Origin of the sequence: Pontibacillus litoralis JSM 072002 (genome assembly GCF_000775615.1) — a bacterium.
Classification (GTDB): Bacteria; Bacillota; Bacilli; order Bacillales; family BH030062; genus Pontibacillus; species Pontibacillus litoralis.
Window position 1 is genome coordinate 42,607 of sequence record NZ_AVPG01000012.1, and the last position, 23,879, is coordinate 66,485.

A 23,879-nucleotide genomic window follows, 5' to 3' on the forward strand; every position below is an offset into this window, starting at 1 on the left:
ATGATACGAGTACTATTAGTAGAAGATCAACCTATCGTGCGACAAGGATTAAAGGTTATCCTAGAACAAGATAATCGTATCATTGTCGCTCACGAGGCAAGTAACGGCCAAGAAGCAATGGAACTATTACATAAGTATGTTGTGGATTTTATTATGATGGACGTTCGTATGCCTGTTATGAATGGCATTGAAGCGACCAGAATGATTAAACAAAAATGGCCATCTATCAAAATTTTAATCTTAACCACTTTTAATGATGATGAGTATGTTATCGAAGCACTGAAAGAAGGCGCAAATGGGTATTTACTAAAAACTGCGGAATCAAACAAATTGATTGAAGCTGTGTATAGCTGCATGAATGGTGGCATGATTCTTCATGATGATGTAGCCGCAAAAGTAATGCCTAAGTTGCTTAAGCGTCCTGCACATGCTACACCACCTTTAACAGTTGCTTTATCGGAAAGAGAACTTGCCGTTACGAAATTAGTCGGTGAGGGGAAAACTAACAAAGAGATTGCTTCCGTCTTACATTTATCCATTGGAACTGTGAAAAACCATATCACAAAAGTGCTACACAAGACGGACTTGAGAGACCGTACACAACTTGCGATTTATGCCGTTAAGCATGATTTGATTGATTAGCATCGGAAAAGAATGACCTCCGTCACCCCTCTATGCAGCTTTTTATGACTTAAGATAGTATGCCATCCCCCTCCTCTTACCGTACACTATTGGTAGAGGAGGAGTTGCTATATGTTAGAACTTGTTGACTTATCAAAAAAATTCCATCAAACGTATGCCGTCAAAAATATGAATATGTTTATTGAAAGAGGAGAAGTCATTGGATTACTCGGTCCTAATGGAGCTGGAAAATCAACTGCCATTTCCATGATGTCTTCTCTCATTACACCGACAACAGGCGATGTACGTTATCTTCACAAAAGCATTTTAAAGTCACCTTCCCCACTACGAAAAGTAACCGGAATCGTGCCTCAAGAAATTGCTTTATATGACGATTTAACCGCAGAAGAAAACTTAGCTTTCTTTGGACGAATATACCAACTGAAAGGCAAAGCATTAAAACGAAGAATAGCTGATGTGTTAGACGTGATTGGATTAACCCAAAGAAGCAAAGATCTTGTAAAAGAGTACTCCGGCGGGATGAAGCGCCGATTAAATATTGGTGTTGCTTTATTACACGAACCAGAACTACTAATTATGGATGAACCCACTGTCGGTATTGACCCTCAATCCCGCACGCACATTCTAGAAACAGTACAAAGACTAAATACAGAAAAGAATATGACTGTGATTTACACAAGTCACTACATGGAGGAAGTCGAGTTTCTCTGTAATCGGATATACATTATGGATCAAGGGCAGCTTATTGCGGCTGGGTCGAAAGAAGAATTAAAACAAATCCTTTCTTCTGAAAAAATAATCTCAATTCAAGTCACCAACGTGAAAGAAACATTTACACACGCTTTATCAGAACATCCATTAGTGAATAACATCAAAATGAAAGGGAAAGAAATTAAGATTACAGTTGACAAAAAAGCGAACCTATTCCCTATTCTTATCCACATGACTGAAGAAGCGTCGATTGAATTGCTTTCTATCCATGTAGAAACCCCTACCTTAGAAGACGTATTCCTACATCTTACTGGTAGAGCATTAAGGGATTGAGGTGATAAAAAGTGATTAAACAAATTATAAAAAAACAAGCGCTTTTATTTATTAGAAATCCGATGCAGATAGTATTACTTATTGGATTACCAATTATACTCATTTTTATATTAGGGAATGCTTTAGGTGGAACAATGGACGGAAGTTCCTCTCCTATAAACGCCAAAATTGCTATAATAGAGCACCAATCCGAAACAAAGCAGATACAACAACTGTTAGACGAAACAAATGGCGAACCAATCAACGAACATACTGCAATAGGGATGACTCCTATACAAGCTTTCACCTCTCTCTTGCAACATGAATCATTAGAAGAAATAATTACCGTAGAACAAATACCTTTAGAACAAAAACAAAACGCATTACAGGATGAATCCTATACTGCCATCATTGAGGTACCACCATCTTTCACATACGATTTGTTAAGCCACTCATTATTAGAAAAAGACGAGGCACCTGTGCTACGCATTTATGAGAATGAACAACAGCCGATTGCTACTAGCATCGTCAGTGATCTTGTTGATAACTTTCAACACCAACTAACACTTCAAGCCTTTTTAAAGCAGCAATCCATTGATCAACAAGCACTTGCCGTGGAATCCTCGATTTTCAATGCTACAAAAAAAACCATTAATCAAACCAATACAATTTCAGCTTCAGCCTATTATACAGTAGGAATGACCGTAATGAATGTATTATACATCGCATCCACAATTGGTGCTGTAGCATTTATGGAGAAGAGAATGTACGTATTTAATCGAATAATTATAGGGGACATATCTAGATGGGTATTCTTCACTGGGGTATTATTTTCTGGTATCCTTTTCAGCTTCCTTCAAATTATGATTATTTTCACCTTTTCTTGGACCGTCTTAGATGTTAGTTGGCCTAATATTTCAGATATGTTACTGGTATCCTTAGCTTTCTCTGTTGCCGTAGGGGGAATCACGGTATTGTTAACAGCAGTTAGTTATCGACTACACTCTGAAACCATTACCAATGTATTCTCCAATATTATCGTTGTTTTAATGTCTTTTGTCGGAGGAAGCTTCTTTCCTTTCGGGAATTATTCATCATTAGTTCATGCTTTAGGAACGATAACACCCAATGGAGCTGGAATGACGGCTTATCTCAGCATTTTAAAAGGAGAGTCGTTCATGGATGTAAGCACACACATAATCTATCTCGTCTTATTTGGATTAACAATGACAGTCATTGCTGCCACTAGTTTTCCGAAAAGGGGGCAAAGCATATGAGAGCTATATTAAGGATAAAGTGCACGCAGTTTATGAGACATCCTTGGACATTTCTTATTTTTACAGCGATGGCCATCGGGTTTGCCCTCATGATAGGAGGGACAGGCGGAAATTCTAGCATTACAGTACCTATTACAATCACAGATGATAGTATACGAAGTACATCAATCATAGAATCCCTTCAGCAATCAACTGCTTTTGAATTTAAGGAAATGGACCAAGAGGAAATGGAGCAGGTTATAGAAAAACATAAAGCAGAGGTCGGTGTGCAATTAAATGAAGATAACTTCCAATTAATTGTAGGGGTAAACTCCTTTAACACACAATTAGTTGAAAGTACAATACGTCAGGCTTACATGAACCATTCTCAACAACAAAATATTCTTAATGCAGCGAATATTACGAATGAGGAGCAAGCGGAAGCACTACTCAACAATATGAATCAAGCGGTAAATCAACCGATATTCACGATTGATTACAACAACTTTCAAAACACAGAAACAAAGCAATATAACTCCACATTTCAAGGATTATTTGGATATAGCCTTTTCTTCATCATTTACACGATATGCTACAACGTCCTTCCTATTTTACTAGACAAAAAGGACGGAATATGGGATCGGATGATACTATCCCCCGTGAAAAAGTGGGAAATGTATACCGCTAATTTAATTTTTAGTTTTTTCCAAGGTTATATACAAACGGTCCTTATTTTTAGCATTTTCAAGTTTATATTCAAAGTAGATTTTCACGAAAAGTTTATGAGCACATTGACCCTATTAATTCCATACGTCTTCACAATTGTTGCTTTAGCCATTTTCATTACTGCCACCGTGAGGACGGTCCAACAATTCAATGCAGTCGTTCCTATTGTTGCAGTCAGCATGGCGATGATTGGTGGTGCATTTTGGCCGTTAGAAATCGTAGAATCTCCACTTCTTATCACATTATCGAAAATAAACCCACTAACATACGGGATGGAAATTCTAAAAGGAGCCGTTCTGTATAATTATTCTTTCGAGCAACTGCTCTATCCAATTAGCATATTATTATTAATGGGTGTTGTCATGATGGGGATAGGAATTCATTTCATGGAAAGAAGGCACATTTAGTTAAGCAATGGATTGGATATTACAGCAATGTGTGCTATAATGAAATCAACAAGTTAACATGACTCGGTGGGAGAAATGGAGAGACCACAAGTCCTTTATGGCTAGAGCTATAAAGCGATTTGTGGTCTCTTTTTTGTGTTTATAACAGAGAAATGAACACGACAAATACTTTATAGCCCTGCCACTTGAACACCGATTAACACTTACAACAGGGAGCGATGGGAAATGAATCATTTTTCTAGTTTACAGCGTGATGCACTTTATGAAGAGATGAAACAGAATGATTTAGACGTTTTAGTCATTGGCGGAGGAATTACAGGAGCAGGTATTGCATTAGATGCTACTACACGTGGACTTTCTACTGGTCTAGTAGAAATGCAAGACTTCGCCGCTGGTACATCAAGCCGCTCTACGAAACTCGTTCATGGCGGACTTCGTTATTTGAAACAGTTTGAAGTAGCAATGGTCGCAGAGGTAGGGAAAGAACGTGAAATCGTGTATCAAAATGGGCCTCACGTCACTACACCTGAATGGATGCTGCTTCCATTCCACAAAGGGGGAACATTCGGACCATTCTCCACGAATATTGGACTACGCGTATATGACTTTTTAGCAGGCGTTAAAAAGCACGAACGTCGTAAAATGTTATCCGAAGAAGAAACCAAGAAACGCGAACCATTATTAAAGCAAGAAGGTCTTCGTGGCAGTGGCTACTATGTTGAATACCGTACTGACGATGCAAGATTAACACTTGAAGTAATGAAGAAAGCCGTACAAAAAGGAGCGCGTGCTCTAAACTATGCAAAAGTAACCGATTTAATTTATAAAGACGGTAAGGTAGTTGGTGTTAAAATAGAAGACCAGTTAAACGGTGCGCAGCATGAAATATACGCCAAGAAAATCGTCAATGCTGGTGGTCCATGGGTGGATACGCTTCGTGAAATCGACGGTTCTAAACGTGGCAAAACCCTTCAACTAACAAAAGGCGTACACCTTGTTTTTGATAAAGAAACATTTCCATTACAACAAGCGATTTACTTCGATACGCCAGATGGTCGCATGGTATTCGCTATTCCGCGAGATGGAAAAACATACGTTGGAACAACAGATACGGTATACAAAGGAAACATAGCGCATCCAACCATGACACAAGAGGATCGTGACTATATTCTTAAAGCCATTGCCTATATGTTCCCTTCCTTATCTATTTCAGCTGATGATGTAGAGTCAAGTTGGGCTGGCTTACGTCCACTCATTCACGAGGAAGGCAAAGACCCATCTGAAATCTCTAGAAAAGACGAGATATTCGAATCGGACTCAGGCCTTTTATCTATTGCAGGTGGTAAATTAACAGGATACCGCAAAATGGCAGAAAGCGTCGTTGACCGTGTTGTAGGTTATTTGAAAGATATAAACAATCAGCAGTACCCTGGAACACAAACAAAAGAAATGCCTATTGCAGGTGGTGAAGTAGGTGGAGCAGCAGGATTCCAGAAATTCAAACAACGTAAAATCGAAGAAGCTGCTGCCTTTGGATTATCTTCTGAACAAGCTGGATTTCTTGTCCAATTATACGGAGCAAACGTAGATAAAGTGTTCGATACGTATCGTCACAAGCAGCAGGAAGCACAACAAGCAGGATTAGATCCACTTGTTTACGCTATGCTCACTTACGCTATCCACGAAGAAAGTACAGCGAAACCTGTCGACTTCTTTATCCGTCGCACAGGAGCACTTTTCTTTAACATTCACTGGGTACAGGAACACAAGCAATCTGTTATCCAGTACATGGCTGAACAGTTCGGTTGGAATGATGAACAAGTGACAAGCTACACACAACAGCTAGATATCCTTCTTGAAGAAGCTGTTACACCGACAACAGAAAAAGCATAAACATTATTGATGAGAGCTTTCCTGCTATGAAGGGAAAGCTCTTTTATTGCCAAAAAACCTTTTACATGAACGTAAAAAAGCTGCTCACCTTTTCATAGGTAAGCAGCTTTTACTTCTTTTATGGTTGAACCAAGATCTTCACTTGTGTCTTTTCATTTACTAATGTTTCAAAGCCTTCTTCCACTATTTCATCAAGAGAGATACGCTTTGTCACAAGTTTCTCTGCTGGGAAGTAACCTTGCATCATCAATTCCATAACTGCCGGGAATACGTTACGATATGCCAAAGTACTCTTAATAGAGCGTTCTTTTAATACTAAATTATTTGGCATAATTTCCGCGCCGCTTTCCCAAATACTTACGATCATCGTCTCACCAGCATGGTTAGTAGAATCAATACACTGTTGAAGTACGATCGGAACACCTGTTACTTCAAAAGCAACATCTACTCCACCCGCTGTAAGTTCTGTTAATTTTTCTACAACATTTTCTTCTTTTGGATTAATTACTGCTTTTGCACCAATCTCTAATGCTTTTGCCGCACGCTCTTCAGATAGCTCTACAGCGTAAATCTCAGATGCACCTGCCGCACGCAATGCTTCAATAACTAATAACCCAATTGGTCCTGCTCCAAATACAGCAGCTGTATCTCCTGCTTTTATTTTACTTAAACGAACAGCATGTAAAGCTACTGCCGCTGGCTCTACAAGTGCTCCTTGTTCAAAGGACAATCCTTCAGGCATTTTATGTACCATATGTTCATCAACTGTCGTATAATCAGCAAAACCACCGCCGCCACCAGCTAAACCGTGGAAACCAACTGATTCACAAATGTTATAACGACCTTGTTTACAAGCATCACATTTACCACAATATAATAATGGCTCAACAGTAACGTTATCGCCTACTTTTACTTTTGTAACACCTTCACCTACTTCTACTACTTCTCCAGCAAACTCATGCCCCATAACAATTGGCGCTTTATCTTGGCTGACTGGATGATTCTCGCCTACTGGGATAAAGATAGGTCCAACCGTATATTCGTGCAAGTCACTACCACAAATACCTGCTGACTTAACTTTAATTTTGACTTTACCTTCAGTTGCCTCAGGTGCTGGAATCTCTTCTACTCTTATGTCTTTAGCTGCATGCCAACGTGCACTTTTCATAGCTAATTCCCTCCACTAGTCTTATAATGATGTTACACCAATATTATACTATATAAACGCTTTCAAAAGGCAAATTTCACAAATTAGTAACAATTTCTTAACAAGCTAGGAGTGAGTCCTTTCAGACCTTAACATTCCCCGCTTCACAACAATGTACAACCTTATAAAACTATTCACAGCAAGCAAAATCCCAACTATAAGATACAACCATCCAAAATATCCAATAACATAAGAAGCTATACTAGCAAGAGCTAAGCATAAGATAACAATATGTGCTATAAACTCAAATTTCTCAAATGAATTTAATTTCATGAAAGAACCTCCCCATTCCTAATTTATGTACATTATACCATGCAAAAAAACGCAACCATAAAGATTGCGTTTTCTAATTAAACCACTTGATGGGTATGGCTTATTCTTGAAACTCTTTTTCTCCATCTAATTGAAAGGAGTATTGCGCGAAGGAACTCATCAACGATCATCATCACCCATACTGATATGATCGTTAAATGACCGTTAAACACAAGAATGAACGGAACCATTATTCCCCATAATGATAAAACGTTAATTACCATTGGATATTTTGTATCACGAGTAGCGTATAAAGAGCTAACCATATTTACATTAATAGCTCGCAATGGCTCAATAAGTATCGTTAGTAATATGATTGGCTTTATATATCGCGCAATGTCATCATGTATATCATAAAAGTCAATAACAAAATCACTAATAGCATATAAGAATAAACTTAGCGTTGTGGAAAGAACAATATTGATCCGTACACTTTTGTTTACGATAGAACGAAGGTCATTATATTTTTTTTCACCAATTTTCTGTCCTACTAGTATTTGCGTAGCCTGCCCAATTGTAATAGAGACAAGAAATATATATTCAGCCCATGATTGCATATACGTTTTTGCTTTTAATTGATCTATCCCCCATTGAATAATAATCCAAGATAGGAACAACTGAAAGAACAAATAAGAAAAGTGTTCAGCAGCCGAAGGAGCACCAATAGAGGCAATGCTTTTCATGTGCTTTTTATTCATTATAGTTGTTTTAAACGGAATAACTTTGTTAGAGATAAGTACATAGCTATATACTATACATGTTAATAAATGAGACAATACCGTCATACTAGCAACACATATTAAAATGCTTTCTACTTGTTCAAAGAAATATACTCCTGCAATGTTACCTGTGATATTAATCAGTGTAGCTAAACATAAAGTAGAAATAATTAGCTTCTTTTGCTGCATGTTACGTAAATACACTAAACAAATCATATTAACAGCATGTAAACATAGAGAGACGGAAACGATTTTAAGGAAATACGTTCCATAAGTTAGGTGTATTCCACTTAACCCCATTAATTCAAGTAAAGAATCCGCAAAACTAAATGTAACGACTGCTAGAGCCATTCCCATAACGATGGCCATAAATAAACCGTTGAATAATACGACCTTTACTTTAGTAAAGTTATATTCTCCTACATATTGAGCTAATATTACATTCGTACCAATTGATGCAATACTAATCACTACAATGCAAATTGCAATGATTTGATTTACGACACCTACTGCAGCGACCGCGTCATGAGATACGCGACCAAGTACTAGAATATCAATGTTACCCTGAATTACCCTAAATATTTGTTCAATAAAAATAATGCTTGCGAAAGAGATTAATGTGGGATTTGTACGTTTACTCATTATTTATGCATTATATATATTGGGTTGGTAAAAGCGATTAATGTTTTATTGAATGAATACACACAAGCTCTAACCCAAATTATATCCTCACTATTATCCAATACCTTCTCATAATGATTTAATGTTTCCTTACCAATTATCCCTATATTGGAATCAATTATGACGGTGTAATCTTCTATACTATTACCAATGCTTACGTTGAAGGAAAGTACTTCCCCATCATAAATACTCACTTTATCTCCAGGTATATAACAATCATTTAAACGAAAATCAATAGTCGGACCTAATGTAATGAATGAGTGTCCTTGTACAATAGCATGAAGAAAATCTTTATTTGAATAAGTGCTAGGTACATTCGTATATAAGAATGCAATCTCTTTATCCGTATCTTGGTTGTGCCAATCTCTCCCGCATGTAGCCGCCAATTGATGGCCTTTATTCAGCAAGTCCGTCCACAATTGGAAAGCTTCCATATTATACTTATCTTTATGAGGATTTTCCCCATTCCACACTTCTATAAAATCGATTTGTGAAATATTATCCATTGCATACTCCCAATGACATCCAGTGCAAAAAGGAGATCCTGGTCGAAACGGATGGGCAATACCTGCAATGGCTCCTTCTTTCTTTATTTCCTGTATACTCTCTTCTAAGGAAATAGGTCCTACTTTACTCCAATTAATTGCTGTCACATGATCATAGCCTAGTGTTAATAAATGCCCGTAAAATGTTGTCCATTCAATGCCTCTTATAATTCTTATACCATACTGCTCTTCCAATCGCTGAACGTGCTCGACTGCACTCATTGTATTATGGTCCGTGACCGCCACACATTGAATATCCAGTTGTTTAGCTTTCTCTAACAATTGGTTTATCGTTTGAGAAGCGTCACTATGATTCGTATGGGTATGTATTTCTGATTTCGTCCATACATATTCTTCTCTTGCTGAATCGCTGATAGCCTCATGCGTTTTTAATGGGAATTGTGGTGCGTGTAACGGCTGATGATACCATCGCTTTGTCAACGATTCTTTATGCTTTCCATCAATTTTCACGTGTACTTTACACTCATCCGTTACAATTGAGTGACAATTCACAATTATATTCCACATTCCGCTTTTTGTTTCTCGATTTAACATTCCTGGTGTTGAGTCTTCATCTTGAACGACAATTTTAGAAATTGGCTCCCAACGGTGGCAGCTCCCTCGAAAACCTATTGGGTCATCAACTGAGATAGTCAACAAATTTCTCAAGGGCATCATTTTCTTTATAGCATTTTCATTATTTAATAAGTTAGGGTCATAATATTTAACGTGCTCTTCAATCATTTCTTTCACATTTTCATAATGCTCTTCCATTACAGGATCAAAAGAGAATTCTATTTCGATGTTATCCATTCCATTAGGCACAAAGAAACGAAACATAACATGACTTTGGTCCGCACTTTTATTCAGTGACATTGTCGTCTCAAACAAATTAGTCGTCTTCCATTCATGAAGTTGCGTCATTACACTCCCTCCTTTACCCGCTTACAATCTCCTACTTGCGTTAATGTAATCGATTCTTCCACTCTATATAACTCCTCTAAAGCACCATTTGCTCGTAAAGCATAGAATTCCATTTTTTGTATTTCCATACGCTCTCCATCTAATAACCGAACGTGTAAATCTTGAACAGACCAATCTAGATCCATTTCCATAGCAATTAAAAATTTTGCAAAGCCACCAGTATAAGAACCATATCCGAATGGAGGTTGGTAAAAATCATGCGCTGAACTAATATAACGATCCGTTTCTGTTTTATATACTAAATCAATAACAGCATTTCTATGTTCTTCATTAACATAAAAGAATGCATATACATATTTTGTTGGATGTGCAATTCGATGTTTATCCTCTTCATGATTTATTAATTGACGTTCGGCTTCTTTGATCATAATGGTATTGATGTAATTATATTGCTTCATAAACTTCTCGCGTGGTTCAAGCTTCTTGTCCCATTTAATATCCGGGTGAAGCGCAAAACAATAATTGGAATCCAGCTTGTGATCAAAATTTCCATTCGTTGTACGCACTTGTAAAATTGGTCGCTGCGTATGTAATAGAAAATCTCCTGTAAAGAGTCGATATTCATGCTCCGGTCCTTGATAACTTCGTTCGATTACTCCGAAATGATCAGCATCTAATTTAACGGTATAGCACCACTCAATATCTGTATTACGTCCCCACTTCGACATGAGTAACTTACCTGGCGTACCTTCATCCTCATGACTAAACACAAATTCATAATCAATTTGAAGTTGCCCTGCTTCATTGAGGTAATAAGAATACATTAACGCTAAAGGTGTATCCGTATAACAGCCATCATACGTTGTAAAATGATTTCGACCATACAACACTGGAGCATGCTTATATACTAGAGTTAGTTCCTTATCTAACGGTATACGAGCTAATTCTAGTTGATGCAAATACATATCCGCCTCGTTACAAACGGCATTGTTAACATTGCGGATCGTCACGCTATAGGATCCTTGCTGTAAGTAACCGAAATTTACCTTATAGTTATGAGATACTTTGCCCATATACGTAACAAAATGGAAACGCATGACATCCCCATTCTCTAAATCAAGCATGACTTCTACTAAACAAGATTCATTTCCCTTGATGGCCCAGTCTGTATCTGAAGTAACTTGAGCATTGATACTATAGTAACCAGCTTCTTCAAGTGAAAAGGAGTAAGTACAAGCCTCTTCACTCTTTAGCAATTCTTCTTTAACGATAATCATACATTTCCTCTTTTCTGTACTATTTCTCTTCTTTCATCATGCTGTGAATGTATAAATATCCAATTCCAGCTGACATAATAAACATAATGACTGCAATACTACTAGCTTGACCAAATTCATGATATACAGAGAAATGCTGTTGCATAGAAACACCGAGCATTTGAGGAGCATTACTATCAACTAGAAACGGCGCTGTAAAACTCCCTACAATACCCATGAATAGAAATGTAGTTGCTACTAACATCGTTTTATAAGATAAAGGAAAGATAAACTTCCAGAAAATCTTTAATTTTGTAGCACCGACGTCTTTCGCACTTTCTATAACAGAATCAGGAATCGCCGATAATGCCGAAACTAACAGCATAGTCGTAAATGGAATATTAAACCACATATTCATCATGACTACCCCTTTAATGTCATACATAAGCACAGGAAGGTTTTCTTGCCCAATTAATCTAGCAATCCATCCATTATCACGGTACGTATTAATAAATCCATAGATTGCTATAATTCCTGGAACAAACATTGGGATGAAATACGTTTTTCTTATGAAGTTAGCGATTTTACTTGAAGTAAATCGTAAATAGATGGCAATAAAATAGCTAATAAATAATACAATGATACACGAAATTAGCGTAACAACGACCGTATGCTTTATATTGTTAAGCATCATTGGTTCTGTAAATACATATATATAATTCTCAAAAGAAAACTGTCCTTCTCCATTCATAAAGCTTTCTTTAATTGAAATCATAACCGGCCATATAACTAATATAAGAAGGGAGATAAACGATGGCATAACCATCGCTATCCCTAATAAATTTTCTTTTCTTTTACTCATTGAGAGGCAATCTCCTTTTGCCATCTCTTATTAACTTCTTCTCCTAGTTTCCCACCATTAAATATGCGGTAATCTCCAGATACACTTTCAAAATTCTTCTGCATTTCTTCATCAAGGAACTCCCACTCAATACCTGGGTATCCGTACATTTTGTTAACAACTGTTTCTTGAACTTCTGGTGTTAAGACGTAATTCAAAAATGTTTCTGCTGCTTCTGTTCTTTCTTCTTCTCCATTATCTGCTAGCATCATGTAGGCAGGTCCTCCAGTAAATCCAGGAGTCAACTGTTTCAATTTAATATTTTCTGGTATAAGCTCTTTATCAAGCTGTTCTAAAGCCATATCTGACCACGCAGGAATTATATCTACTTCACCGTTAGCCAATAAGTCTAAAGTTCCTTGGTTCTTCTTCGGATATACTCCTTCGCGGTACATATAAGAGTCTAGCTCACTTAGAATGTCGAATCCTTTATCCCAATCTTCCATAATGCTTTCATCTTGAACGTTCATTGCTTCAGGAGGAAGCTGGTTATAAATGGTTGTTAATACGAAGGAAGACCCTGATCCACCTGTTGTAGGATCATTATAAGCAAAGCGACCAGGGTTATCCTTAATCCACTGATACATTTCTTCAGGTGTTTCTGGTACTTCTTTAACTACGTCACTGTTATACGCTAATACAACCGAGGATGCACGGTGAGGAACAGCCAAACCATTCGTTCCTTCTAAATTCTCCGCCTTTACATTCGCAAGATTAGGAATATTTGATTCATTCAACTCTGTAAATAGGCCTTCTTCTTCTCCTACAACGATGTCAGCTAAACCACCTTCATAAATATCTACTTCTGAATCTTTATTCGCTTTCTTTGCAGCGATTAAACGATCCATAGTTGACTGTCCTCCTTGACCTGCAGGAAGAAACACTAGCTCGACATCGATGTTTTGGTGCTCTTCTTCAAATGCCGGAATCACTTCTTGCCAAAATTCTTTTACATTTAATGATCCACCGGTGTATAAGGAAATTTCCGTTTTTTCTTGCTCTGACTCTTTCGAAGTAGTAGCCGCATCTTCGCTACTTCCGCAAGCAGTTAATGATAATGCGAATAATCCTGTCATTCCTAATACAGCTGATTTTTTAGCAAGTTTTTTCACACGGTTATACATGTTGGTAGCTCCTCTTTTTTAATGTATTTGATCCAGTCGTTTCCTTCAAAAAATCGAACATCTTGTAATAAGATTGAGACTTGGTCATGAACATGAAGTGATTCTAGTTTCCTTTTTTCTACGAATGTTTTTAATATACCGTCTTCTGTTTCAAGCGTTACTTCTGCGTAATGTCCAAGTATCATGATTTTTTTGATGCTTGCTAACCAATCCCCTTTACCTTCCTGAATTGTAATATCTTCTGGACGGATGGCTGCCGTTAGCTTCGAGCTATTCGTATGACTAAAATGATACATATTATTTCCGATTGAAGCTTTATGGTCGGCTATAGGAATTTCGATAAAATTCATTTTCCCTATGAATTTCGCAACAAATAACGTATTAGGTTCGTTATAAATGGAACGTGGAGAATCCATTTGTTCAATATCCCCTTTGTTCATTACGATAATTCGATCAGAGATAGATAACGCTTCTTCTTGGTCATGTGTAACAAAGAGCATGGTTAAATTTTCTTTAGATTGAATTTCTCTTAATTCTTCTCTTAACTCGTATCTTAACTTAGCATCAAGAGCAGAGAATGGTTCATCTAACAATAATACCTTTGGATTTAAGAGAAGTGCTCTCGCTAATGCGATACGCTGTTGCTGCCCACCTGATAATTCAGATGGATACTTCTTTGCCGTATTTTCTAACCTGATTAGACGTAACGCCCATTGAACTCTTTCATTAATATGATCTTTAGACATTTTCTTTAATTTCATACTAAATGCCAAGTTGTCGAAAACAGTCATATGCGGCCATAAATTGTAGCTTTGGAACACCATCGCAGTAGGCCTTTTTTCTGGTGATAAAGATGTTATATCCTCTTGCCCTACGATAATTTTCCCTTGCTGATTTTGTATAAATCCACCTACTGAACGCAGTATAGTCGTCTTTCCACAACCTGATGGACCTAATAACGTCAACAACTCGCCTTGCTTGATTTGAAAGTTTATATCCCTTATCCCCTCCCCCGTTTTAAACACATGAGTCAAATTTTTTACATCTAATTGAATATCCATTTAATCCACCTATCCCTTTACTTCATTTGGAATCCATTTGCCATTGCATCTGCTCCTAAAAATCTTCTAGCTGCTAATAAGAGAATGATGGTAGGCAAAGTTAATATGATAGAGAACACGGAACCAGCTGTACTTGGGTAATCAGCTATAATGGAGTACATAACTACAGGCATTGTTTGATAATCAGGAATACCTACTAACAAAGTTCCTTGTGCCTCATCAAGTGATGATAAAAAAGTAAATATGGAGGCCACGATAATACCGGGTGCTGCCATCGGCAACGTGACATGCCAAAATACTTTAAAAGGTGATGCCCCTGCATCTCGAGCAGCTTCCTCTTGAGAAGCATGTACATTCTTAAACGCCGCAGAAGGGATCCAGGTCATATACATTAACGTGTTTACCATATGAATTAATACAATTCCTGTAAAAGTATTCATCAAGCCAAACTGATAAAATAACACGCCGATTGCTACATATAGTCCCATCTTCGGAAATGCATTCGTTAATAAAAACGAGAATAGAAACGTCCTTCTTAATGGAAATTGTAATCTAGCAAATGCATAAGCTGCTGGAATACAAATGATAATAGAAAGAATAGTAACAATGATAGCAATGGAGAAAGAGAGCATAATCGATCTTGAAACCTCATCATTCTCTAAAACGAATTTCCACCATTCTAACGACCATGAAGTTGGAAATTTATTCGGATACTGCCACTCCCCTGAGAACGCTAGTATGACTAAATTGACAAGCGGCATGAAAAAAAACAAACAAAATAGCGTGACTAACAAAAACTCCATTAGATTCCGCTTTGATACAGATTTAAAAAACCACACTCCATTTCCCTCCTAAATACATAATAGTTAATTACGCTCACCTCCCTGCAATCGGGCACAACTACCTCCAATGAAAAGTTGATAAGGAACCATCGTCTTATCTGAGATTTCTCCCCCGTTAATTAACTTAATTAAACTTGACACAGTCTCCCTACCAATATCTTCTATAGGTTGTTCTATAGTAGTTAAGCGAGGTATAAAATGTTTCGAAATATCACTCCCATCAAATCCAACAATCGTAATGTCTTCTGGAACACGTTTCCCATTTACCTTCAAACAATTTATCGCACCAATTGCTACGTCATCACTGATTGCGAATACCGCTGTTGGCACATTGTCTTGATCAATAAAATGCTGCATAGCTTCATAACCACTTTGTAATGAATAATCACCATAAGCAATATCATGAATGATGTCTTCATCACATTCGTTTATTGCGTCATGAAACCCAGCAAGACGTTTCGTTAATGTTGCGTGCGGCTCACTAGTACCTGCAATAAAATGAATATGTCGATGCCCTAATGAGAGTAAGTGATTGGTCATTTCCTTTGCAGCTTGATGGTTATCAATTAAAATGCTAGGCATATTAACCGTATCCATTTCTCCACTGGCAGACACCGTATGAATGCCCCACTCTTCAATAAATTGTAGGGAACGACTATGTAATTGTTCGTGCATACAAATCAGACCATCTACTTGCATTTCTTTACAAAGCTTCAAATATCGAAATTCCTTTTGCGCATTGTGCATCGTATTACAAATGAATAAATTATAGCCTTGTTCATATGCCGCCTTTTCCATAATCGTAATAATAGAGTAATAGAAGCTAAGATTTACTTGAGGAACAATTACGCCAATTAAATTTGTTCTTTGCCTCACTAAGCTCCTTGCCATGCGGTTAGGTGTATAACCTAAAGATTTTATTGCATTTTCTACAAGTGTTCTTTTTTCTTCAGAAACATACCTCTCGCCATTAATCACTCTCGAAACAGTTGTCGTACTGACTCCTGCCTTTTTTGCAACGTCTGAAATTTTAACCTTCATCTTCTTCCACCTTTTCCTATCTGGTAACGCTACCACATGCACATTTCATACTATAAAGTAGAATTGTTTAGCTTACGTTAAGGAAATGTACGAAAAATAATAACGTTCTGTTAATCAAACGTAAACAGGCACCTGCTTCGTCTAATTAATGGATTAAAATAGAATGATCTAGTTTAAAAGACAATAATTACATGGGTAATATCCATATTCCGGCCACAAAAAGTAAAAAATATTATTAAAAAAACGCAACCCTAAGGATTGCGCTTTTCACACTAAACTAAAACACTCTGCTCTATTTGTTTCATTTCATAGAAATACCCTTGTTGATCCATTAATTCGCGAAATGTTCCTGATTCGACTATTTCCCCTTGATCCATCACGATAATGTGGTCCATTTTCTCTAATCCGACTAGGCGGTGACTAATGAGTATGACGGTATCTTCCTGTGCTTGTTGAAAAATATAATTGTAAATCGTTCTTTCTGTTAGTAAATCAACAGATGAGGTTGGTTCATCAAGTAACCATAACCGACCTTGTTTGATCATCGCTCGAGCAATAGCTAAACGTTGCTTTTCTCCTCCAGAGAGATTCTCTCCTTTTTCGAGTACTTGTTGATCTAGCGCTAGATGCTGCAGGAAGACCCGCTCCAATGCACGCTTTAACTCTGCATCTGTTGCTTCTTCCTTTGCAATTAATAAATTGTCTCGAATCGTTCCGTAGAAGAAATGATTCTCTTGTAAAACGACTTTCGCTTTCGACCATATATCTGTTGCAGCAATATCATCGGTAGCATAATTATTTATATAAATCGTTCCTTTATCCTGTTGGTGAAACTTCAACAACAACTGCAATAATGTTGATTTACCTGAACCACTTGGACCAACGATGGCGACTTTTGCACCTTCAGGAATGTGCATATGCATATGATCAATAGATGGTCGCTTTTCATTTGGAAAGGTAAATGATACGTCTTCGATTCGAATACTTAACGCTTCGTTCGGTAACGTTTGTGTTGTTCGCTCGACGCTTGGTAATTGTTCTTCCTTAACAACTGTAGTTAATCGACTGGCTGCAACGCTACTATCTTGCAAGTAAATAGGTACAACCGCCATTGGGGGGGCATTTTCAAATACCGTTAACGATATCATTATGATCATCGCTAAGTAGACACCTTGTAATTCACCGTCGATAACTAATAAAGCACCGATTGCTACAACAAACCACGATATGAGCAATGTCACCATAAGGTTCAATGATTGGTTAAACATCTCTACATTCCCTTGTCGCTGTTGTTCATTCACATACGTCTGAGATGACTGTTCTAACGCGTCTCTTTTCCTTTCTAGCTTTTGATTTATCTTCAAATCCCTAAACCCATATAGAAATTCTGTCGTTTCCGTGGATAACGCGCCACGTTCTTCTCGGAGTTTATAATCGACTTTCCGTTGTTGATAAGCGAACCAAACAGGTACAACAAATCCCGTTAACAATAAACCGACAAGTAAAGTGAGCGCAATATATATCGAGAACATCGTGGTAAATAAAATGGTCGCTAGAAAAATAAAGACAAGCAAGACAGGCGGATAGAACACCCGTAAAAAGAAGTGTTGCAAACGGTCAATATCTCCTACCACTCTAGCTAACAAATCCCCACTACGATACTTTTGAAAAATAGTCGGCGCAATAGGCTCTAGCTTCTCAAAGAAAGAAACACGTAAGTTACTTAATATCGCAAAGGTAGCTCGATGAGAAAAATACCGTTCCAGATATCGACCGAAAGCTCTGGCAAATCCTAATATTTTTACGACTGCGATTAGGATAGTTAATGTATAGAATGGTGGTACAAGAGCTGCTTTAGAAATTAAATAACCACTAGAGGCAAATAAAGCGACTGCTGTTACTCCCGCTAGAAATCCAAAGATAACAGAAAGAATGATATCTCTTTTTTCTAGCGCCATTTCTTTCAGTACGAGGCTTAACGCTTTCATCTTTCCACCCCCTCTTGCTGCACGGACACCATATTGGCATAGTCCGTAGACGCTTTCATTAACTGAGCATCTGTACCTTGGTTAGCTAGTTCACCGTTTGCTAGAAACAGTATTTTATCGGCATTTCTTATCGTGTGCAGTCGATGCGCCACACTAATAACAGTTGCGTTCTTAGACAACTCGTTAATAGACTGCTGCAAAATTTGTTCAGTGTATAAATCTAAACCAGTTGTCGGCTCATCAAACAGCACGATAGACGGCTGCTTCAAAAAAGCACGTGCAATCGCAATACGCTGCTTTTCTCCTCCAGACAAACCACGTCCTCCTTCACCAATCGGCGTATCATATCCTTGTTCTAACGATTGGATAAGGTCAGCAATTCCGGCTTTGTGTGCAGCACGTTCTACTTGCTCCGTAGAAGCAGCAATATTACTTCCTAATGCAATATTTTCTCGTATGGTACCTGCAAATATATATGGATGCTGCGTTATATAACTAATACGTTCAAACCAATCAGCTTCTTTATAATGCGAAAGCGGCTGATGGTTGACCATAATCTCTCCCTCCGTTTTTGGGAGGAGGCCGGCTATTAAATAAAGCAGTGTAGACTTCCCTGCACCACTTCGTCCAACAATCGCTACATGTTCATAAGGTTCAATGGTTGTACAAATGGACTTTAATGCAAACCCTTCTTCTCCGTATTGAAATCCAACTCCATCTAGAGAAATATGGGGCGGAGAATCAAAAGCATTGTCTACACTAGCTTCTCCCCACTGCACATTGTGCTCCTCTTGCTCTAACTCTTCTTGAATCTTCGTTGCTGCTCCCATGCTCCCTCGCCCTGTATGAAAAGCTGTTCCTAAATCTTTTAATGATAAATAAAATTCGGGGGCTAACACAAGAACAAAAAAGGCCGTATAGAAAGAAATACTTTCAAACACAACGAGACGGATTCCGACTTCTAGTGCAATGATTCCAATGCTAAGCATCGATATTAACTCAAGCATTAAAGAGGAAACAAACGCTACTTTTAATACTTCCATCGTCGCATCACGGAAATCCAAACTGCTTTGACGAATCACGTCTTTTTGCTGCTTTGATTTACCGAACAATTTAAGCGTTGTTAACCCTTGTAACGTATCCAAAAAACGCCCAGAAAATAGCGCCATTTTGTCCATTTGCTCTTCTGATTTTTTTTGCGTCATAATACCGATAATAATGTAAAACAACGGTATAAATGGTGCCGTAATGATCATAATTATACCCGTGCTTACATGCTCCATGGAGACAGCTATCCATATGAATAACGGTACGATTGACGTTTGAATCACTTGCGGGACGTACTTACTGAAGTAACTATCAATTTCATCAATAGCATCCATAAACACGCTTACCTTGTGACCGGATTGTCCTTGTAACGACGTCTGTAACGGATTACGGGTATACTTCTTCAATAGCGATTGTCTAAATTGTTGCTTCACCTTTGTCGCCATTTTCACCCCAGCTCGTCCGTTTACGTAGGATAGTGCGGACCTAGCCACTAAGGCGCACAATAAGCCCATCAGATAAGGAACGATTTCAGTGAACGAAGCACTTTGTAAAAAAACGGCATCGACAATCGTCACTAGAAAATAGGCTTGTAAAATAACTGTTAACGCATACAATATTGAAGAAAATACGAGAAACAGCCTTGTACCTTTATGTTGTTTCGCTATAGCCTTTAATTGGTTCATTTATATTTCTCCCAACATTTCATTGTACACATGTCAACTATATCTATATAGTGAACAACTTCACATGTATGTTGCCTACTATTATAAAATATCAGTTATGGAAATGCACGAAATCAGCCACTCTATTTCTGGTTCCAATCGTCCTCAACTAGTTCGTGATGGATGACAACTCCCGCTTCATACCCTTCACTAGCTGCACCTATAAGACTCGTAAAGACATGTCTCGCATCACCTATAACATATAAACCCTGTATATGGGTTAAACCGTGATGATTCGTTACATATCCTCCATTATCACTTGTTCTAACCGAAATGGTGAGGGCTTGTTTTGTATAAATGGGTTGCAGCAATCCCCCTGTACGCTCATATGTTTCCCCATTATTCATGACAACACGCTGCAACGTACCTTCATTAGATTGGAGCTGTTGAATAGTATTTTCGACGAATTGAATTTGGTGTAATTGCAGTTCTTTTCTAGATACCTCATCCATATTCATATCCCCATTGGTAAATACGATGATATCTTTACTCCAGTTATAAATGAGCTTGGTATAGAATAACGCTTGATTACCTGTTGTAAACAATGCTAATGGCTTTTCACGGTGTTCCCAACCATCACAATAAGGACATGGAAAAACAGATTTTCCGTATACGTGCTCCAATCCTGGAATAGTAGGAAGCTGATCCTTCATTCCTGTTGCGACTATAACTTTCTTACTTTCATACGTTTGATTGCTTAATGTGGTCGTCTGGAAACAATCGTCCCCTCTCTTCACATCACAAACAACACCTTTAAGGTACGTAACGGTTTTATATGGAGTTAATTCCTGTGCAGCAATAGAACGTAACTCATTTGCACACACACCATCTCTCGATAAAAAGCCATGCGATTGTGCTGCCACTTTATTCCGAGGACTTCCTTCGTCAATAACGATAACTTCCCTAAGAGCTCTACCCAATACAAGCGCAGCACTCAATCCAGCAGGACCACCACCGACAATCACAACATCATAGACCTTCGCCTTCATGTTTCAAGCACCCTTCCGTTCCCCTTCTTCTCATTAGTGTTGGAATATATTGCCCATTCTATGCTTTATTTACACATAAAAAAAGAGACAAGGCTTACCCACCTTGTCTCAAATAGTAGTATGTTTGAATTTCCATCGGGCTAACAGGTTTACTGTAATAATATCCTTGAACAATATCACATTCGTGCTTCTTTAAGAACGTTTCTTGTTCTATATCCTCGATACCTTCTGCCACCATTTCAAATCCTAAATGTTTCCCCATATTCATAATCGTCTTCACTAACGTTACAGCGTTTTCATTTTCTGGAACATCATCAATAAATGATTTATCCACTTTCAATTGGTCGATTGGCAATTGATTTAAAATGCTTAATGATGAATACCCTGTTCCGAAATCATCAATGCTAATAGTTATCCCCATCTCTTTCAATTGTTGCAATATACGCTTTGATTTCACTACATCTTGAAATATACTTTCGGTGATCTCTAGTGTTAAATGCTTCGGGTTTAACCCAGTCTCCCGTAACACATCAGATACAGTTGCAACGACATTCTCTAAATAAAATTGACGTACGGAAATATTAACAGCTACATTTAACGTGAGCCCTTGATTATGCCATTGTTTCGCCTGATGACAAGCAGTATGCAGCACCCATTTACTCAACGGAACAATAAGCCCCGTTTCCTCCGCTATGGAAATAAACTTACCTGGAGAAACGGTACCCCATTCAGGACTTTCCCAACGCACCAACGCCTCTGTCCCGACGATAGTATTCGTTTTCAGGTCTATCTTAGGTTGATATAAAAGGCGAAACTCGTCATTTCTTAAAGCCTTGCGAATGCCATTTTCTATATTGATTTTCGTTAGATTGGAATGCTTATATTTTTCTTCAAAAAAGCTGCAACCATTCTTCTCAAGCCTTTTGATTCGATACATTGCCGTATCAGCATTCTTTATTAATGTCTCCGAGTCCAATCCATCAAAAGGATATAGACTGATACCAATACTTAATGTAATAAACAATTCTCTCCCCATAACGATAAAAGGAGTTTCAAATTCTTTATTAATCCTTTTAGCGATGCGTTCCACATTCTTTCTATCCGTGTTGTTTACGATGATTAGAAATTCATCACCTGCATAACGGCCAATTTTTCCATACTTCGCTACGGTTTCTTGAAGACGTTCCGCTACAGATTTCAACAGTTCATCACCGAAGGAATGACCATACGTATCGTTATACAACTTAAACCCATCAAAATCAACGAACATAACGGCTAATTGCTTCCCAATCCGCACATCTCTCAATGCTCGTGCTAAATACTGACTCACATTGTACCGATTCGGTAACTGCGTCAAAGGATCATAATTCGCCAACCTTTCACGTGATTCTTCCATCTCTTTACTTTTTGTAATATTATGCCGAATAGCAACATATTGATACGGCTTTTGGTTATGATCTAAAATCGGTACAATAGTTGTATCTACCCAATAGTGAGAACCGTCCTTCGCTCGATTCTTAATCTCACCTTTCCACACATTCCCCTCACAAATTGTTCGCCAAATGTCTTTAAAGAACTCTTTAGAATGATGATTAGAATGAATAATGCGATGTGTTTGTCCAATTAACTCCTCCTGTTTATATTGGGAAATATCACAAAACATTTGATTCGCGTATGTAATGACCCCTTGTCGATTCGTTATAGCTATAATCGTAGATTCATTTAAAGCGTCATTAATATTTATGAACTGTTGATGCGTTTTACTAGAATCTGCATCCTTTATCCCTATACACATTATCGCCGCTTGTTGCTTAAAGATTATAGGAATAGACATCATGCGAATCGTTTCATATTCACCATTTAATCGTTTAACCTGCTGATTCATGAAGCACACGTCACTTATATCATCACGACTTTCTACATCATACGTCAAACTAAAATCGCTTAATGAATGACCTGTGATTTCACGAGCATCGCTTGCACCTAACATGTCTATTGTTGCTGGATTGACATACAAAATCTGTTGATCATTATGAATGAATAAAAACTGCGAAGCATGATCCATCATCCGTTCAAACATATCGTCCGTCTTTACACGTTGTTCCTTTTTTTCTTTATATTCCTTTACTTCAAAACGCTTTTGATCCCATTCTTTCCCTAAATACCAACTAAATACAAGTAATATAGTTATGACAATGAGCTCGATCACCATGTTTTGGCCACTTATACTAAATTGGTAAAAAAAGAATCCTCCTAGTAATGTACACATCATTGAAATCCCTAGAATTCTCCCTTTATATCCCATATAACAATCACCTCGCTCTGATACTATTTTCCTATCCCTTAACTTTATCATACCTTGATATATTCCAACTTGTACAAATAAAATTCGAAAATATTTTTATTTTTTATCACTTTTAGTTAATTTTTCATTGCTTATTCCAACAGCATATCTGAGCGAATGTATTAAATATTGTTCGAATGTTTGTAAGAAAAGACACTTATACCGCCAGATTGAAACGTAAACCAATGGGATCAAGCGAGGTGGCCATGCCTGTGAAAAGCTCCCT

18 protein-coding genes are annotated in these 23,879 nt (G+C 37.7%); 5 read left to right on the plus strand and 13 right to left on the minus strand.

Translation table 11 applies throughout. The features are described 5' to 3' along the window. The 5 genes from N784_RS09120 (at position 1) to N784_RS09140 (ending at position 5,947) form a co-directional block, all read left to right on the plus strand. On the plus strand, positions 1 to 642 hold the full coding sequence (locus N784_RS09120) for a response regulator transcription factor (RefSeq protein WP_036834323.1): 642 nt from the start codon (positions 1 to 3) through the stop codon (positions 640 to 642). Positions 643 to 753: 111 nt separating this feature from the next. Beyond that, entirely contained in the window at positions 754 to 1,686 is a 933-nt protein-coding gene (locus N784_RS09125) for an ABC transporter ATP-binding protein (protein WP_036834324.1), read from the plus strand. Positions 1,687 to 1,697: 11 nt separating this feature from the next. Further along, positions 1,698 to 2,942, plus strand: coding sequence for an ABC transporter permease (locus N784_RS09130; protein ID WP_036834325.1), 1,245 nt, complete (start codon positions 1,698 to 1,700; stop codon positions 2,940 to 2,942). Further along, positions 2,939 to 4,054, plus strand: coding sequence for an ABC transporter permease (locus N784_RS09135; RefSeq protein ID WP_036834326.1), 1,116 nt, complete (start codon positions 2,939 to 2,941; stop codon positions 4,052 to 4,054). The genes N784_RS09130 and N784_RS09135 overlap by 4 nt, the downstream gene beginning before the upstream one ends. Positions 4,055 to 4,279: 225 nt before the next feature. After that, positions 4,280 to 5,947, plus strand: a complete 1,668-nt coding sequence (locus N784_RS09140; protein WP_036834327.1) for a glycerol-3-phosphate dehydrogenase/oxidase — start codon at positions 4,280 to 4,282, stop codon at positions 5,945 to 5,947. 118 nt (positions 5,948 to 6,065) lie between these two features. On the opposite strand, the gene N784_RS09145 is transcribed toward N784_RS09140, so the two are convergent. The 13 genes from N784_RS09145 to N784_RS09210 all read right to left on the minus strand — a co-directional run bounded on the left by N784_RS09145 (position 6,066) and on the right by N784_RS09210 (position 23,521). Continuing rightward, complete coding sequence (locus tag N784_RS09145) at positions 6,066 to 7,115, minus strand: 2,3-butanediol dehydrogenase (RefSeq protein ID WP_036834329.1); 1,050 nt, start codon at positions 7,113 to 7,115, stop codon at positions 6,066 to 6,068. A 389-nt stretch (positions 7,116 to 7,504) separates the two neighbouring features. Continuing rightward, complete coding sequence (locus N784_RS09155; protein ID WP_036834333.1) at positions 7,505 to 8,827, minus strand: MATE family efflux transporter; 1,323 nt, start codon at positions 8,825 to 8,827, stop codon at positions 7,505 to 7,507. Beyond that, positions 8,827 to 10,335, minus strand: coding sequence for a CehA/McbA family metallohydrolase (locus N784_RS09160; protein WP_036834336.1), 1,509 nt, complete (start codon positions 10,333 to 10,335; stop codon positions 8,827 to 8,829). The genes N784_RS09155 and N784_RS09160 overlap by 1 nt, the downstream gene beginning before the upstream one ends. Further along, the gene (locus N784_RS09165) at positions 10,335 to 11,612 is read right to left on the minus strand and encodes a hypothetical protein (RefSeq protein ID WP_036834337.1); all 1,278 of its coding nucleotides are present in this window, start codon (positions 11,610 to 11,612) and stop codon (positions 10,335 to 10,337) included. The genes N784_RS09160 and N784_RS09165 overlap by 1 nt, the downstream gene beginning before the upstream one ends. A gap of 19 nt (positions 11,613 to 11,631) precedes the next feature. Next, positions 11,632 to 12,453 carry an ABC transporter permease gene (locus N784_RS09170; RefSeq protein WP_036834338.1) on the minus strand — a complete coding sequence of 274 codons (822 nt, stop codon included), beginning with the start codon at positions 12,451 to 12,453 and terminating at the stop codon, positions 11,632 to 11,634. Continuing rightward, the gene (locus N784_RS09175) at positions 12,450 to 13,616 is read right to left on the minus strand and encodes an extracellular solute-binding protein (RefSeq protein WP_036834339.1); all 1,167 of its coding nucleotides are present in this window, start codon (positions 13,614 to 13,616) and stop codon (positions 12,450 to 12,452) included. The genes N784_RS09170 and N784_RS09175 overlap by 4 nt, the downstream gene beginning before the upstream one ends. Beyond that, positions 13,601 to 14,677 (minus strand): ABC transporter ATP-binding protein, encoded by a 1,077-nt coding sequence (locus tag N784_RS09180; protein ID WP_232306000.1) that lies wholly within the window; start codon positions 14,675 to 14,677, stop codon positions 13,601 to 13,603. Before N784_RS09180 ends, N784_RS09175 begins: the two co-directional genes overlap by 16 nt. Before the next feature lie 17 nt (positions 14,678 to 14,694). Then, positions 14,695 to 15,480: an ABC transporter permease gene (locus N784_RS09185; protein ID WP_052127229.1), complete on the minus strand. Its 786-nt coding sequence runs from the start codon at positions 15,478 to 15,480 to the stop codon at positions 14,695 to 14,697. Positions 15,481 to 15,543: 63 nt separating this feature from the next. After that, positions 15,544 to 16,560, minus strand: a complete 1,017-nt coding sequence (locus tag N784_RS09190) for a LacI family DNA-binding transcriptional regulator (RefSeq protein ID WP_036834343.1) — start codon at positions 16,558 to 16,560, stop codon at positions 15,544 to 15,546. 272 nt (positions 16,561 to 16,832) lie between these two features. Then, positions 16,833 to 18,548 (minus strand): thiol reductant ABC exporter subunit CydC, encoded by a 1,716-nt coding sequence (cydC, locus tag N784_RS09195; protein ID WP_036834345.1) that lies wholly within the window; start codon positions 18,546 to 18,548, stop codon positions 16,833 to 16,835. Then, the gene (gene cydD / locus N784_RS09200; protein ID WP_036834346.1) at positions 18,545 to 20,281 is read right to left on the minus strand and encodes a thiol reductant ABC exporter subunit CydD; all 1,737 of its coding nucleotides are present in this window, start codon (positions 20,279 to 20,281) and stop codon (positions 18,545 to 18,547) included. The genes cydC and cydD overlap by 4 nt, the downstream gene beginning before the upstream one ends. A 122-nt stretch (positions 20,282 to 20,403) precedes the next feature. Beyond that, positions 20,404 to 21,309 (minus strand): NAD(P)/FAD-dependent oxidoreductase, encoded by a 906-nt coding sequence (locus N784_RS09205; protein WP_036834347.1) that lies wholly within the window; start codon positions 21,307 to 21,309, stop codon positions 20,404 to 20,406. A 94-nt stretch (positions 21,310 to 21,403) separates the two neighbouring features. Continuing rightward, positions 21,404 to 23,521 (minus strand): sensor domain-containing protein, encoded by a 2,118-nt coding sequence (locus N784_RS09210; protein ID WP_198134415.1) that lies wholly within the window; start codon positions 23,519 to 23,521, stop codon positions 21,404 to 21,406. Positions 23,522 to 23,879: the final 358 nt, after the last annotated feature.

Excerpts from the sequence above, each read along its gene's own strand:
- N784_RS09165 (WP_036834337.1), bottom strand. The coding sequence starts at position 11,612 with ATGATTATCGTTAAAGAAGAATTGCTAAAGAGTGAAGAGGCTTGTACT.
- N784_RS09160 (WP_036834336.1), bottom strand. The coding sequence starts at position 10,335 with ATGACGCAACTTCATGAATGGAAGACGACTAATTTGTTTGAGACGACA.
- N784_RS09120 (WP_036834323.1), top strand. The coding sequence starts at position 1 with ATGATACGAGTACTATTAGTAGAAGATCAACCTATCGTGCGACAAGGA.
- cydD (WP_036834346.1), bottom strand. The coding sequence starts at position 20,281 with ATGAACCAATTAAAGGCTATAGCGAAACAACATAAAGGTACAAGGCTG.
- N784_RS09170 (WP_036834338.1), bottom strand. The coding sequence starts at position 12,453 with ATGAGTAAAAGAAAAGAAAATTTATTAGGGATAGCGATGGTTATGCCA.
- N784_RS09140 (WP_036834327.1), top strand. The coding sequence starts at position 4,280 with ATGAATCATTTTTCTAGTTTACAGCGTGATGCACTTTATGAAGAGATG.
- N784_RS09135 (WP_036834326.1), top strand. The coding sequence starts at position 2,939 with ATGAGAGCTATATTAAGGATAAAGTGCACGCAGTTTATGAGACATCCT.
- N784_RS09185 (WP_052127229.1), bottom strand. The coding sequence starts at position 15,480 with ATGGAGTTTTTGTTAGTCACGCTATTTTGTTTGTTTTTTTTCATGCCG.
- N784_RS09125 (WP_036834324.1), top strand. The coding sequence starts at position 754 with ATGTTAGAACTTGTTGACTTATCAAAAAAATTCCATCAAACGTATGCC.
- N784_RS09175 (WP_036834339.1), bottom strand. The coding sequence starts at position 13,616 with ATGTATAACCGTGTGAAAAAACTTGCTAAAAAATCAGCTGTATTAGGA.
- N784_RS09190 (WP_036834343.1), bottom strand. The coding sequence starts at position 16,560 with ATGAAGGTTAAAATTTCAGACGTTGCAAAAAAGGCAGGAGTCAGTACG.
- N784_RS09180 (WP_232306000.1), bottom strand. The coding sequence starts at position 14,677 with ATGGATATTCAATTAGATGTAAAAAATTTGACTCATGTGTTTAAAACG.
- N784_RS09145 (WP_036834329.1), bottom strand. The coding sequence starts at position 7,115 with ATGAAAAGTGCACGTTGGCATGCAGCTAAAGACATAAGAGTAGAAGAG.
- N784_RS09155 (WP_036834333.1), bottom strand. The coding sequence starts at position 8,827 with ATGAGTAAACGTACAAATCCCACATTAATCTCTTTCGCAAGCATTATT.
- N784_RS09205 (WP_036834347.1), bottom strand. The coding sequence starts at position 21,309 with ATGAAGGCGAAGGTCTATGATGTTGTGATTGTCGGTGGTGGTCCTGCT.
- cydC (WP_036834345.1), bottom strand. The coding sequence starts at position 18,548 with ATGAAAGCGTTAAGCCTCGTACTGAAAGAAATGGCGCTAGAAAAAAGA.
- N784_RS09210 (WP_198134415.1), bottom strand. The coding sequence starts at position 23,521 with ATGGTGATCGAGCTCATTGTCATAACTATATTACTTGTATTTAGTTGG.